This is a genomic window from Flavobacterium sp., from assembly GCF_027484705.1.
Taxonomy (GTDB): Bacteria; Bacteroidota; Bacteroidia; order Flavobacteriales; family Flavobacteriaceae; genus Flavobacterium.
This window is the reverse complement of the sequence record NZ_JAIXSL010000003.1, coordinates 1-15,216: the sequence shown is the minus strand read 5'-3', so window position 1 is coordinate 15,216 and position 15,216 is coordinate 1. Positions and strand designations below refer to the sequence as shown.

Annotated in this window: 11 protein-coding genes; 9 read left to right on the top strand and 2 right to left on the bottom strand. The window is 41.8% G+C overall.

Features of this window, described 5'->3' with window-relative positions:
* Positions 1-14: 14 nt before the first annotated feature.
* Complete coding sequence (gldJ, locus tag Q0058_RS00405; RefSeq protein ID WP_298220556.1) at positions 15-1,733, bottom strand: gliding motility lipoprotein GldJ; 1,719 nt, start codon at positions 1,731-1,733, stop codon at positions 15-17.
* Positions 1,734-1,933: 200 nt separating this feature from the next.
* Between gldJ and porU the strand changes: the two genes are divergently transcribed.
* The 9 genes from porU (at position 1,934) to Q0058_RS00360 (ending at position 14,339) form a co-directional block, all read left to right on the top strand.
* A complete protein-coding gene (gene porU, locus Q0058_RS00400) occupies positions 1,934-5,755 on the top strand; it encodes a type IX secretion system sortase PorU (RefSeq protein WP_298220554.1) in 3,822 nt (1,273 codons plus the stop codon).
* Positions 5,756-5,791: 36 nt separating this feature from the next.
* Positions 5,792-6,976 (top strand): type IX secretion system outer membrane channel protein PorV, encoded by a 1,185-nt coding sequence (porV, locus tag Q0058_RS00395; RefSeq protein ID WP_298220552.1) that lies wholly within the window; start codon positions 5,792-5,794, stop codon positions 6,974-6,976.
* A 72-nt stretch (positions 6,977-7,048) separates the two neighbouring features.
* Positions 7,049-7,531 carry a cytidine deaminase gene (cdd, locus tag Q0058_RS00390; RefSeq protein WP_298220550.1) on the top strand — a complete coding sequence of 161 codons (483 nt, stop codon included), beginning with the start codon at positions 7,049-7,051 and terminating at the stop codon, positions 7,529-7,531.
* A 138-nt stretch (positions 7,532-7,669) separates the two neighbouring features.
* Positions 7,670-8,668, top strand: coding sequence for a pyruvate dehydrogenase (acetyl-transferring) E1 component subunit alpha (gene pdhA, locus Q0058_RS00385; protein WP_298220548.1), 999 nt, complete (start codon positions 7,670-7,672; stop codon positions 8,666-8,668).
* Positions 8,669-8,673: 5 nt separating this feature from the next.
* Positions 8,674-10,341: a pyruvate dehydrogenase complex dihydrolipoamide acetyltransferase gene (locus Q0058_RS00380; RefSeq protein WP_298220546.1), complete on the top strand. Its 1,668-nt coding sequence runs from the start codon at positions 8,674-8,676 to the stop codon at positions 10,339-10,341.
* Positions 10,342-10,470: 129 nt separating this feature from the next.
* Entirely contained in the window at positions 10,471-12,324 is a 1,854-nt protein-coding gene (locus Q0058_RS00375) for a hydrolase/aminopeptidase (protein WP_298220544.1), read from the top strand.
* Positions 12,325-12,433: 109 nt separating this feature from the next.
* Positions 12,434-12,973: a carboxymuconolactone decarboxylase family protein gene (locus Q0058_RS00370; protein ID WP_298220542.1), complete on the top strand. Its 540-nt coding sequence runs from the start codon at positions 12,434-12,436 to the stop codon at positions 12,971-12,973.
* Positions 12,974-13,035: 62 nt separating this feature from the next.
* Positions 13,036-13,449, top strand: a complete 414-nt coding sequence (locus Q0058_RS00365; protein ID WP_298220540.1) for a nuclear transport factor 2 family protein — start codon at positions 13,036-13,038, stop codon at positions 13,447-13,449.
* On the top strand, positions 13,446-14,339 hold the full coding sequence (locus tag Q0058_RS00360; protein ID WP_298220538.1) for a helix-turn-helix domain-containing protein: 894 nt from the start codon (positions 13,446-13,448) through the stop codon (positions 14,337-14,339). The genes Q0058_RS00365 and Q0058_RS00360 overlap by 4 nt, the downstream gene beginning before the upstream one ends.
* 161 nt (positions 14,340-14,500) lie before the next feature.
* On the opposite strand, the gene Q0058_RS00355 is transcribed toward Q0058_RS00360, so the two are convergent.
* Positions 14,501-15,187, bottom strand: coding sequence for a fibrobacter succinogenes major paralogous domain-containing protein (locus tag Q0058_RS00355; protein WP_298220536.1), 687 nt, complete (start codon positions 15,185-15,187; stop codon positions 14,501-14,503).
* Between the last annotated feature and the right edge of the window lie 29 nt (positions 15,188-15,216).

Genomic DNA, 15,216 nt, shown 5'->3' with positions numbered 1-15,216 from the left:
TATCGCATAAGAAATTAATTTCTTGGTCTTTTCTTTTTGTCGGCTTTTGGACCCACTCTCGACATGGCGCATCTGAATCCGATGTAGTCAGTAGCCATATCTTGTGGGAAGTATCTTCTTTGAGCCGGATCCAGCCAATAAGCGCGGTCTCTCCATGAACCCCCTTTATAAACCCTTACATTGTCATTAACCAATGTTGTTCTCTTGTTGGATTTATCATATTTTCTGATCATGTTACCCAAACTATCCGTGGTAACATTGTGCACTGGAGAATCATACATCTTGTGTTTCTCCTTGTTCTTAGCATCTTCTTCTTCAGCAGATCCGAAATCAAAATAACGTGTAGATTGTTTGTCACCATCTCTGTAATTTCTTTCGTCACTTTTGTCAAAATTTTGTCTTAAGTAAGTTTCCTTTTCATCCACAGGAACTTGCGCCAATTGACCTGGAAGGTTACGCGCCATAATTCTACCATTAGACAAAGTATCGAAAACTTGTGTCTCAGTGGTCACTAATTCTGCTTTTCCGTCTTCACCAATTTTGTTTTTAGTGTAAACGTTTCCTCTGAAGTAGTTGAAATCACTAGCCTCATCATCAACAATTGGTCTGTAAACATCTGCAACCCATTCGGCAACGTTTCCAGCCATATCATACAATCCGAAATCGTTTGGCGGGTAAGATTTCACAACGTTGGTAATATCTGCACCATCATCAGACCATCCTGCAATACCACCGTAATCTCCTTTTCCTTGTTTAAAGTTGGCCAATTGATCGCCTCTAACTTTTCTTTTTCCTGATCTTGTGTATGTTCCGGACCAAGGATATTTCTTTTGACCTTTATAGATGTTGTACTCTCTTTGACCTACATCAGCAGCAGCGGCATATTCCCATTCTGCTTCAGTTGGCAATCTGTATTCCGGAAGAATCAATCCTGAAGATCTTTGAGCGTAAACATTTTTCTGCGCCGATTCCGTTGCCGGCTGATCTTTGGTCCCGCCTGTTTTAGCAGGTTTTGCTTTTGAATTTTTTCTTCCTTTCAAAACAATTTTCTCATCTCCGCCAAAAGCTTTAGTCGGTGCATTTAAATAAGTTTCAGTACTGAATGTTGCATCCGCTTTAGCATCTAAAACTTTAGCATCTTTTTTCAAGAAACCTTCTCTCTCAAGTACGTTTTCGTTAACACGTTCTGTTCTCCATTTGCTGAACTCCACGGCTTGAATCCAGTTAACACCAACTACAGGATAACTCGCATAAGCCGGGTGTCTCAAATAGTTGTTGGTCATGGTCTCATTATAGCCCAAACGGTTTCTCCATACCAAAGTATCAGGAGAAGCTCCTTCGTAAATGTTTTTATAATTCTCCTGATCTGGTGGAAAAACGCGTTTCAACCAATCTAAGTATTCCATATACATCATGTTGGTTACTTCCGTCTCATCCATGTAGAATGACTGAACGTGTTGCTGATTTGGCGTATTGTTCCAATCATGCATCACATCATCCTGAACTTTACCCATTGTAAAAGTTCCGCCTTCCACCATCACTAAACCAGGTCCGGTTTCTTGCTTTTTAAAATTGGAAGCATACTGAAAGCCTCCTTTTTTATCATTAATCTTCCAACCTGTGGCCGTTGATGAATTTTTCGAGCTTGACTTTTTACTACAACCAGTAGTAATACTAAACACTATTAATAGAGATAGTAAGAGTTTGGTAGTCATAATTTTGTTTACTTTCATACTTTTTAGTAGGTAATAAATTCGGCGCAATATAAGAATTAACCTTTATATAGCAACACTTTTTTAAAAAATTTTCATCTCTTAATGACGAGTCTATAATCGGAAACGCAAATTTATTTTTTTTATTGCCGTGATGCTATCCAAAAGATTTATTTTTACTTTTTTGTAATATTTGCTTTTAAAATACGTTTCTTACATCAATGAAAAAAATTGTTTACTTAATTACGCTTTTGTTTTCGGCCTTGACTTTCGCACAACAGAAAGGCGAAATGACTATCAATTGGTCTGAAAAAACTTCCGTGAATATGGGTGAGGAAAAAGTCACATTACCTCAATTCAACCCATCGAATTTTGAATTTGACAACTACAACAGACAACTATTTTTCAATTTTAAAATACCCATAACCCAAGAAATCAACGAGAATTCGATACAAATCTCCAACATTGTTTACGAAAGTATTTCACGTGCCGAAATGGGCGATTTGTCCGCAGCATCAACCCCGAGCACACCCAATATTACGGCAAAAAACTTAAAATCCGTAGAAACCTTGTTTGCTTTCATCTCCTTATCTCCTATTATTAAGGAAGGCGATGGCTTCAAAAAAATAAAATCATTTTCGTATTCCTTTACATCCAATGAAAACCGGCTTTCCTCAGGCAACAATGAATTCAACGTGCTTTCCAATTCTGTTTTAAACACTGGTGATTGGTTTAGGTTTTACGTAGTCAAATCAGGTGTATACATCCTATCGAGAAGTTTCCTCAGCGGATTAGGCGTTAATGTAGACGGCCTCGATCCGAGAAAAATCAAGATTTATGGCAACGGTGGGCGCATGATTCCGCATAGAAACAGCGTTTATTATCCCGCAGATTTGGCTGAAAATGCAATACAGGTAGTGGGCGAAGATGACGGTGTTTTTGACGGCTCTGACTATGTCCTTTTTTACGCAGAAGGCGTCGACCAGTGGAATAAGGAAAGTGAGACCACCAACAACCTCTACGATTCTAAGTCCTATTATTATGTAAATGTTCAGGGCAACGACGGGAAGAGAATTCAGGAAATGTCACAACCTTCAGCGGCAAGCGATGTGGTTCTAACGACTTTTGATGATTATCAATACCACGAATTAGACAAAGTGAACATCGCCAGACTCGGAAGGCGTTGGTTTGGAGAACAGTTTGATTTTGATGACGAGCAGGATTTCGATTTTAACATCCCCAACATCAACACATCAACTCCGATTAAAGCTTACATATATGCTGCAGCTGTTTCATCAACCAGCACTTCAATGGATTTAAAAGCCAATGGCGTATCTATCGGAAACATGAGCTTCACTCCCGTCAGTGCGGCCTTAAAAGCAGACTTTTCTACCTTGAGCGCTGACATTCCTGCCGTTGAAAATATCAGCATCAACATAAAGTATAACAACAACGGCGTTCCTGACTCAAAAGGATACCTCGATTACATCAGGTTGAAATCGAAGAGAAATCTCATAGGTTATGGAAAACAGTTTGCTTTCCAATACGATCTGGCGGCTTCTAGCACGCAAATTGGGGAATTTCAAATTAACAATGCCTCAGCAATCAAACAGGTCTGGAACGTTAGCGATATTTATAACGTAACCAAAGTGACAAACAACAATCAAAGTACTTTCTCGTTCAAGACCAATTTCGGAACTGTTGCGAAGTATGTCGCTCTGGATCCGGCAGATTATTATACGCCTGCAACAGAATCAAGAACCAGAGTGGCCAACCAGAATCTTAAAGGCACGATTTTTCTCAATGCGCAAAATCAGTTTCAGGACATCGATTATCTTATTGTATGCCCGGTATTTTTAAAAAACCAAGCCGAAAAACTGGCTAATTTCCACAGGAACAATTCCCAATTGAATGTCAAAGTGGTAACACTCGACCTGATCTATCAAGAGTTTGGCTCAGGAAAACAAGATATTGGCGCCATTAGGAATTTTGTAAAATATGTCTATTTCAATGCTTCTGCTCCTGATAAACATGTAAAATATCTCAACCTTTTCGGCGATGCTTCTTTTGATTTCAAGAACAGGATTTCAATCGCAGGGAATATTGTCCCTATTTTTCACGCATTAAACAGTTATTCGGTCGATCCGAGTTCTTTCGCTTCGGATGATTATTTCGGCTTGATGGATGACAATGAAGGCGACCTCGACACTCCTGGTAGTATCGGAACTATCGATATTGCCGTGGGCAGAATGATTGGCAATACTACCGCACAGGCCGACGAATTGGTTAATAAGGTGATTGACTATTATGACATCCAATCCTACGGAAGTTGGCGCAATAATATCGTGGTCGTAGCCGACGATGCCGACCGCACCAGTGACCGCAGCCTGCAATCCAACATCAACAGTATGGCAGAGACCATCGTAGCCCAAAAACCCTTTTTGAATTACGAAAAAATACTCCTGGATTCCTACGTGCAGGAAACCACAGCCGGTGGCGCCCGTTATCCAAAAGCGCGCAAAGACTTATTCAATTATTTTGAAAAAGGAGCCTTGGTGTTCAACTATCTCGGCCATGGTGGTGAGGATGGTTTGTCGCAGGAGCGCATCTGGGAAAAATCTGACGGACAAAACCTAAGCAACCGCTATAAATATCCGTTGTTCATTACGATCACTTGCGAATTTTCAAGATTCGACAATCCGTTCAGACCCACCGCAGGAGAATATACTTATTGGAATCCGAAAGGCGGTGCGATTTCAATGATCACTACGATTCGCGAAATTTACCAAAGTACAGGAGAAGATTTTAACGACGTGCTCGCAAAATACCTTTTCTCCTATGGTTCGAATGAATATGTTTCGATAGCCGAAGCCTTGAGACTGGCCAAAAACGAGTACAATCCGCGTACCGATGTGGTGTTCTATTTAGGAGATCCGGCTTTGAAATTGGCTATCCCGCAGCCGCGAATCAATCTCACGAAAGTGAATGACAATCCTATAACCGGGCCCATCGATGATTTCAAATCGCTAGCCTACGTTAAGCTTTCAGGCGATGTAACCGACGAAAACAACAATCCGCTTCCTGCCTACAACGGAGAATTATCCGTTCAGATATTCGACAAAAAAATCACCCGTACGACCTTAAATAATGATGGCAACAGCACGCCGATCAATTTTAATGTTTTGGGGGAAACCATTTTCAGAGGCAACGCCACCGTAACCAACGGACAGTTTGAATTTGGCTTTGTAGTTCCAAGAGATATCGCCATCCCGCTCGATAACGGAAGAATTAGTTTATATGCCAAAAGAGGCCAGACGCTTTTTGACAAAACAGGCGTTAATACGAACATCAAAATCGGAGGTGTCAATCTGAATGCTGCCGCGGATAATATCCCTCCAAAAGTGAAGTTATACATGAATGACCAAACTTTTATCAACGGCGGTATCACCAATCAGTCGCCTTTGTTTCTGGCTTTTCTTGAAGACGAAAACGGGATCAATACCGCGAGTGGCATCGGTCATGATATCGTAGCTATATTGGATGGAGACGAAAGCAATCCATACAAACTAAACGATTATTACGAAACGGCACTGGACAATTATAAAAGCGGCAAAGTGAAATTTCCATTCAGAAATTTAGCCAAAGGATTGCATACCATTACTTTCAAAGCTTGGGATGTCTATAATAATCTGGTCACTTCCGAAATCCAATTTGTGGTGGTCGGCGACGAATCAATTACCATCACCAATGTTTTGAATTACCCGAACCCGTTTGTCAATTATACCCAATTCTGGTTTACGCACAACAAACCATTCGAGCCATTAGAAGTTCAGGTGCAAGTGCTTACGATTACCGGAAAAATTGTCTGGACCAAAAACCAAACCGTCACTACAGCTGAGTCGACCTGCAGGGAAATCACCTGGGACGGCAAAGATGATTTTGGCGACCGTATCGGGAAAGGGGTTTATATATACAAACTCACCGTTAAATCAGTGCTGACCAATTCCAAAACAGAAAAGTACGAGAAACTTGTTATACTTTAATAAAATACTATATTTGTAAACTTTTAAAAAATCAGAATGAAAAAGATTATTGCTGTTATTGCCCTTATATTTATTGTCCCATTTACTAAAGCACAAACCCGAGTCATTACTACAGGAGTTCCTTTTCTTCTGGTAGCCGGAGATGCCCGCGCGGCAGGTATGGCTGACAATGGTGTAGCTACTTCACCCGATGTTTTTTCCCAGCAATGGAATCCTTCGAAATATGCTTTTTCGTCAGACAAACAAGGGTTTTCAGTAGGATATACGCCATATCTGGTAGAATTGGTTAATGATATTTCACTATCACAGGTCACTTATTTCAACAAGTACAGCGAGCGTGCCGCTTTTGCGGGTAGCATTCGTTATTTCAGTTTGGGAGAAATCGAATTAAGACAAAACGCCGAAGACCAACCAACGGTAGTAAAACCTGCAGAATATGCACTAGACTTATCTTACGCCCTAAAACTTAGCGACTACTTTTCGATGTCTGTAGGCGCACGTTACATCCGTTCCAATTTAAGGATTCCTACCGAAGGAACCAGTTCAGCCGCTCCTGCAAGTTCGTTTGCTTTTGATGTTTCGGGTTTTCACCAATCCGAAGAAATGGCTTTCAACAGCTTTAACGGGAAATTGCGATGGGGATTCAATTTCCAGAACCTAGGGCCGAAAATCAATTACGATAAAGCGGCCGGTGACGAAGGATCAAACTTTCTGCCTTCCAATATGAAATTGGGTTCCGGCTTCGATTTCATCCTAGACGATTACAATAAAGTTTCTGTAGGTGTGGAAGTCAATAAATTGTTAGTCCCAACTCCTATTGATCCAGTAGATTTGAATGGGAATGGCAATTTTAATGATCCAGGAGATAAAACCCAAAGACAAGCCAACGAAGAATATGACAAAATCGGCTGGGTTTCGGGAATTTTTAAATCGTTTAATGACGCTCCTGGCGGTATGAGTGAAGAATTAAAAGAATTCACTTACTCGGTCGGCGCAGAATATTTATATCAAGATTCGTTTGCGTTTCGTTTGGGTTATTTCAATGAAAGCCCCGATAAAGGAGCCAGAAGATTTTTCTCTTTAGGCGCAGGATTCAAATACAACATTATCAAAGTCGATGTCTCTTATTTGTTTTCAGCAGCAAAACAAAAGAACCCGCTGGAAAATACCTTACGCTTCTCGCTTAGTTTTGCCTTCGGAGATAAATATGATGAATTTTAGTCAATCAATAATAATTAATAAGAATCCAAATTTCAACTTTATGAAATTTGGATTTTTTTTCCCTGATACCTTATGAAAAACATTACGATCAACACCCAACTCTCCGTCTTCGATACTTTACAGGAATTGCCGCAAGAGATCCAGAATCTAATGGAACAAGCCGTTGCGATTCGCAAGAAAGCTTATGCTCCTTACTCTAAATTCAGGGTTGGGGCGGCGCTACTTTTAGACAACGGAAAGGTAGTTTTGGGTTCCAATCAGGAAAATGCCGCTTATCCTTCGGGCTTGTGTGCGGAACGTGTGGCTATTTTTCAGGCCGGCGCCGTTTATCCCGAAGCCAGAATCGTAAAAATGGCCATTACCGCAGCTTCAGACTCAAATCAAACGCAATCCCCGATTCCGCCCTGTGGTGCTTGCCGACAGTCGATTGCCGAGTATGAATTCAAGCAAGACCAGCCTATCGAAATTTATTTTATGGGAGAAATCGGAGCCATCTACAAATCGGATTCGCTCAAAAATTTATTACCGTTTACCTTCGACAAAAACTTCTTGTAGATAACGTAAAAATTACGCTTTTAAATTTTACTTCTTACAGGGAATGTTTTACTTTTGCCTTTCGCAAATTTGTGTGAGGCTACTCTTTTGCGTTTTCAAAAAACAATTATACATCAACACTCAAGTTAGCAAAAACAGATGAAAGAAGTTACGAAAGAAGTTTATTTGAAGTGGTATGAAGACATGCTGCTTTGGAGAAAATTTGAAGACAAATTAGCCGCACTTTACATCCAACAGAAAGTCAGAGGATTTCTTCACTTATACAACGGACAGGAAGCCGTATTAGCAGGCGCTTTGCATGCTATGGACCTGTCTAAAGACAAAATGATTACCGCTTACCGAAACCACGTTCAGCCGATTGGAATGGGCGTTGACCCTAAAGCCGTCATGGCGGAACTTTTAGGAAAGGTAACCGGAACTTCCAAAGGAATGGGCGGATCGATGCACATCTTCTCTAAAGAAAAAGGATTTTACGGCGGTCACGGAATCGTTGGGGCGCAAATCCCAGTAGGCGCCGGAATCGCGTTTGCTGATAAATACTTTGGCCGCGATGGCGTTACTTTGACCTATTTCGGGGATGGTGCAGCGCGTCAGGGTTCGCTTCACGAAGCATTCAACATGGCGATGTTATGGAAACTTCCGGTAGTATTCATCGTAGAAAACAACGGTTATGCGATGGGAACTTCTGTAGAAAGGACCGCAAATCACACCGATATCTGGAAACTAGGTTTGGGTTATGAAATGCCTTGCGGACCCGTTGACGGAATGAATCCCGTGAAAGTTGCCGAAGCGATGCATGAAGCGATTGACAGAGCAAGACGCGGTGACGGACCAACATTCCTGGAAATGAAAACGTATCGTTACAGAGGTCACTCGATGTCTGATGCACAATTGTATCGTTCTAAGGAAGAAGTTGATGAATACAGAAAAATCGATCCGATTACGCAAGTTCTTGATGTGATCAAAGACCAGAAATATGCCACCGATGCGGAAATCGAAGCCATTGACGAACGCGTAAAAAATCTCGTTGAGGAATGCGCCACTTTCGCTGAAGAATCGGCATTCCCAGAAGTACAGCAATTGTACGATGTGGTTTACGAACAAGAAAACTATCCATTTATTCCCCACAAACTATAATCATTATGGCAAAAATTATCACGATGCCGCGCTTGAGTGATACTATGACCGAAGGCGTTGTAGCGAAATGGCTTAAGAAAGTGGGCGACAAAATAAACGAAGGCGATATTTTGGCAGAAATCGAAACCGACAAAGCCACGATGGAATTCGAATCTTTCAATTCCGGAACCTTATTGCATATCGGAATTCAGGAAGGCGAATCGGCTCCTGTGGATTCTCTTTTGGCCATTATCGGAAGCGAAGGAGAAGACATCACACCTTTACTTCACTTAGGGAAATCAACCAACAAAGCAGAAACTGCTCCTGTTGCTGAAACAAAAACAGAAGAAGCAAAAACAGAAGCGCCAACTGAAGATAAAAAAACTGAGGCCGCTCCTGCTCCGGCTGTAGGTTTGCCTAAAGGTGTTGTCGTAGTAACAATGCCTCGTTTGAGCGATACGATGACGGACGGAACTGTAGCCACTTGGCTCAAAAAAGTCGGTGATACAGTAGCAGAAGGCGATATCTTAGCGGAAATCGAAACCGACAAAGCCACGATGGAATTTGAATCATTCCAAGCCGGAACCTTATTATCGATTGGCGTCAAAGAAGGAGAAACTGCCCCTGTTGATAGCGTTTTAGCCATCATCGGACCTGCAGGAACAGACATCACTGGCATTGCTGAAAACTATAAAAAAGGCGGCGCTGCTCCGGCAACTGAAGCCTCAAAAACTTCAGAAGCGAAACCGGAAGCTGTTACAGAAAAATCAGAAGAACCGATTCAAGTGGTTTCTGATGGAAGAAGAATTTTTATTTCTCCTTTGGCTAAGAAAATTGCTGAAGAGAAAGGCATCAATATCGCGCAAGTGAAAGGCTCGGGCGAAAACGGACGCATCGTGAAAAGCGACATCGAAAACTTCACGCCTGCAACTGCAAGTGCTCCGCAAACTTCATCGGCTCCGACACAAGAAGCAACTGCTCCGGCGGTAAGGCCTTTTGTTCCGGCTGGCGAAACTGATACAGAAGAAATCAAAAATTCGCAAATGCGTAAAATCATTGCGAAACGTTTGTCGGAATCCATATTCACCGCACCGCATTTCTACTTAACCATTGAAGTGGCAATGGACGAGGCAATGAAATCAAGAGCAACAATCAACAACATTCCCGACACCAAAGTTTCGTTCAACGATATGGTGATTAAAGCGTGCGCGATGGCGTTGAAAAAACACCCGAAAGTCAATTCGCAATGGAAAGAAGAAGCGATCATCATCAACCACCACGTCAATATTGGCGTCGCTGTAGCGGTTGAAGACGGATTGGTTGTTCCAGTGTTGCGATTCGCGGACCAAATGAGTTTGACTCAAATCGGAAACAACGTCAAAGATGTAGCCGGAAGAGCCAAAACAAAAAAATTACAACCTAACGAAATGGAAGGCAGTACTTTTACGGTTTCCAATCTTGGAATGTTCGGCATCACGGAATTCACTTCAATCATCAACCAACCGAATTCAGCGATTCTATCTGTAGGTGCGATTGTTGAAAAACCAGTCGTAAGAAACGGACAGATTGTTGTAGGCAACACGATGAAAGTGACTTTAGCCTGCGATCACAGAACCGTTGATGGTGCTACAGGCGCGCAATTCCTGCAAACATTAAGACAATATCTGGAAAATCCGGTAACGATGTTGGCGTAAATTTCAAATCTTAAAATAACAATCCCGTTTTGAAACTATCAGGACGGGATTTTTTTTGTTAATTCAACTTCAAGCCGTCATTCATAAAATAATTTTGTTTTAATTTACCTTGTTAAACGAACCACAGAAATGAAAAACACCTTCTTCCTTTTAGTTTTGTTCATGGCGATAAGCTGCCAGAAAAAAGAAACCGCAACCGTCGAAAAAACTACAACCGTCAAAGACGAACATTCGTTTTCAAAACCTCAGGAAGCCGTTGCAAAACACCTTGATCTTGACATCAAGATTGATTTTGACACGCAGACCATTTCCGGAAAAGCTTCGTGGACGATTGACAACATCAGCAAAGGAAATGAAATCATCTTCGACGAAAATACGCTCAACATCTCCAAAGTGACTTTAGGCGATGATGAAAAAGAAACAAAATTCAAACTTGGCGAAGAAGTGAAATTTCACGGAAAACCATTACAAATTACGATCGACGCCAACACGACCAAAGTCAATATTTATTACAGCACCACCAAAGATGCCGTGGCTTTACAATGGTTAAATCCGCAACAAACCGCCGACAAGAAGCAACCCTTTCTATTCTCCCAAGGCGAAAGCATTTGGTCCAGAACCTGGATTCCGTGTCAGGATTCTCCGGGCATTCGCTTCACTTATAACGCTAAAGTTACGGTTCCTAAAGACTTGATGGCGGTGATGAGCGCGGTCAATCCGCAACAGAAAAACGATACCGGAATATACACTTTCAAACAAGACAAAGCGATTCCTTCGTATTTGATGGCGATTGCTGTGGGCGATATCGGATTCAAATCAATAGACAACCGCACCGGAGTTTATGCTGAGCAATCTGTTTTAGATAAAGCCGCTTTCGAATTCAGCGAACTCGGAAAAATGGTGAACGCAGCGGAAAAACTTTTCGGTCCTTACCGTTGGGGAAGATATGATGTTTTGGTATTGCCGCCGAGTTTTCCGTATGGCGGTATGGAAAATCCTAACCTGACTTTCCTCACTCCAGGCGTATTGGCTGGCGACAAATCATTAACCAGTTTGTTGGCCCATGAACTTGGACACAGCTGGAGTGGAAACCTTGTTACGAACGCCACCTGGGATGACATTTGGCTCAATGAAGGATTTACCACTTATGTAGAACATAGAATTGGCGAAGCCGTTTTTGGTTTGAAAGAAGCGAAAATGCAGGACGTTTTAAGCCGGAAATTATTGGCTGATAATATGACTGAATATGGAGATAGCAATCCCGACACCAAGTTGAAAGTAGACACCAAAGACCGGAATCCTGACGAAGGGCTTAGCGACATTCCTTATGAAAAAGGCTATGCTTTTTTACAAACCGTAGAATATGCCGTAGGTCGCGATAAGTTTGATGCGTTCCTCAAAGCATACTTCAATAGCCATGCTTTTCAATCAATCACTACCGAAGACTTCGTGGAGTATTTCAAGGAAAACCTAATTAAAGGTGACAAAACGCTCGCGGAAAAAATCAAATTGGACGAATGGGTTTACACTCCGAAAATTCCATCGAATATTATCGTACCGGTTTCGGAAGATTTCAATGCGATTGATGACATTCAGAAAACCTGGAGACAAACCGGCATCAAAGGGTTGAGCCAGAAAATCAAATCGACGAATGAGAAACAACATTTCATTGATTATTTACCAAAAGAGATTACGGAAAAAGAAATGGACGAAATCGATAAGGAATTCCACTTCACCCAAGGTGGCAACTTCGTCATCAAGCGCCAATGGTTTGTGATCGCAATCCGCCAAAAATACAAACCTGCTTATCCTGCGATAGAACAATTTATGATTGCTACGAGCCGAACAGGTTCCTTGCAGACCCTTTACAAAGAAATGGTCAAAACGCCTGAAGGAAAAACCTGGGCGAGACAAATCTTCGAAAAGGCGAAATCAGGTTATCATTTGACGACGGTTCAGGATCTTCAAAAAACAATTAACTAAACGGTTAGGGAAAATTGTCCATCACATAGCGTAAATCCTCCATTTCATTGGAAACACAAGCGTCGCATCTTTGCCTTGTCAATAAGACATCACTTAAAAACATTCAAAGATGACACGTTTAAAAGCATTAAATCCAGCAGACGCTACAGGAAAAACTAAAGAATTGTTCAACGCTGTAGAAAGCAAATTGGGTTCGGTTCCGAACATGATGCGTACCATGGGAAACGCACCAGCAGTATTGGAAGGCTATCTTAACTTAAGCGGCGCCTTAAGCCACGGAATATTAGGAGGCAAAACTGGCGAATTGATTGCCCTGACCGTCGCCCAAAACAACGCTTGCGATTACTGTTTGGCCGCCCATAGTTTTATCGGGGAGAAATTGGTAAAAATAGACAGCGAAAGCATCCACGCCGCACGTTTGGGAAATGCCCATGATAGCAAAACCAATGCGATTCTTCAATTCGCTAAAACGTTGGTCAACAAAAGCGGTTTAGTAAACGATCAAGACGTTAATGCCGCAAAAGCATCAGGGCTTTCAGAAGCCGAAATAGCCGAAACCGTCGCTCATGTCGCGCTCAATATTCTGACGAATTACTTCAACAACACAGCGAATACTGAGATTGATTTTCCTCAAGTCGCAGCGCTATAACTAAAAAACTAAGGTAGTTATGTCAGTTTTCATAACTACCTTTATACTTTTATATCCAAATTATGGAAAATCAAAGATTGCCGTTGCCTCCGTTTACGTTGGAAACCGCAAAGCAAAAAGTACAGCTTGCAGAAGACGCATGGAACACGAAAGATCCTGAAAAAGTCGCACTGGCTTACACCATTGACACCGAATGGCGCAACCGAACTGAATTCATCAATGGCCGTGAAGCCGTCAAAGCATTCTTAACCCGAAAATGGAAAAAAGAACACCATTACAAACTCAAAAAAGAATTGTGGGGTTTTCGCGAGAACCGGATGGCGGTGCAATTTCAATACGAATGGCAGGATGATTCCGGACAATGGTTTCGCAGTTATGGCAACGAGCTCTGGGAATTCGATCCGAACGGCTACATGCAAAAACGATTTGCGAGCATCAACGACATGAAAATTGAAGAAAAAGGCAGAATCCTATGAATCATTCGAACGCTTTCACCATTACGAATCCACAAAATGGAAACTTGGCTTTTAAGCTTTTTCATTTTGCCGACAACAACCATTACGACCATTTGCAACGCAACAATTACTACTCGCTGATTTGGGTCAAGAAAGGAAAAGGAAAGGTCAAAGCTGATTTTGCTGAGCATGTTTTTGAAGAAAATTCGTTGTTGGCCTTTTCTCCTTATCAGCCTTTTATGATTTGTACGCAAGAAACGATAGAAGGTGTTGCGATTCACTTTCACCCTGATTTCTACTGCATCCACATGCACCAACAGGAAGTGTCTTGCAATGGCGTTTTGTTCAACAACATCTACCAGCCGCCATTCACCGCGATTCACGCAAGTGCCGAAACTACTTTCAATATGGTAATCGATCAAATGAAAACCGAAATGCAAAACGCCGGATTGGCCCAATACGAGTTATTGATTTCATATCTCAAAATATTCCTGATTACCGCATCCAGACTTAAAAAAGAGCAATTGCAGGAAGCTACAACCGACGTAACAAACACCAAAGAACCTTTCATGCTTCAAAACCTCAAAGATGCGATTGAGCTCCATTTCAAAACCAAACACGCGCCGAGTCATTATGCCGAATTGCTCAATATTTCTGCTAAAGCACTCGCAAAAATTTCTAAGGCGCATTTCAACAAAACCCTCACCGATTTGATTTCAGAGCGCATCATCATCGAAGCCAAGCGCGAACTCTACCTGACCAACAAAGCCGTAAAGGAAATTGCATACGAATTGGGATACGATGACGAACATTACTTCAGTAGGTTTTTCAAAACCAACGCTGATATTTCGCCACAAGGGTATCGAGAAACTGTCGGATTTGCTAAAGCTACTTCGGTTACTGGGATTTAATATTTTAGTTTGGGCGTGCCGGCGCATTGACGTTAAAGCTATTAATGAAGTTGATGGGCACCGTCGGGCTTTCGCACTCGCTTTTTTATCGCCGTTGCACAGCGCTAAAAAGAGCTCAGACAAATGCTCTATCCCTCACGCGGATAATCTCCGGGTAACTTTTAATCTTTGATGCAACGGACAGACAATCCACCTTTCTTTGGAGAAGCGCTTCTATATGCTTGTGTATTATTGAAGATCAAAAACCGGATCCATGCCCATTCGGAACTGGCATCTGTTTCGTTTGTTGTGCTCCAATAATCGCAATAATTACCTAAATTATAAAAGATCCCTTCAAAGTTACGCCCACCAGCGGGAAGGCTTGATAGACCACTACTATTGGTTGCAAGATTTGGAACGGACCATCCTTCGGTGGTTTTCATTTTCTCGCCGGCTACAGCTTCTCCTCCTAAAAAGGCTGTTAAGGTTGTCCATTCACTATCACTTGCAACATGCCATCCAATGGGTGCCAATCCTCGTGGGTCATTCACGGCATACCAATTGTAAAGCCTGCCATATTTGGCTCCATTGGCAGGGTCATTATTGTAATAACACCATGCTCCGGTAGTTAAGTTTTTCCATTGAATTATACTTGTTACTTGAGGAATCGGATCGCCATTTCTGTAACGACTCACGTTTAAGTTTCTGGTCATCCAGATTTGGTTTCCTATTCGTACTTCAGTATCCAAAATCGGCACTGATGGTCGTGATGCTACTTGGTTTTGGGTTTTGGTTTCTTCGTTAGAACATGAAGTTATCCCACTGGCTAAAACTAAGATTGACGCTATGGTGAAGTAGTATTTTTTCATGGCAGTGTTTTTATGGTTTTATAAAAGTA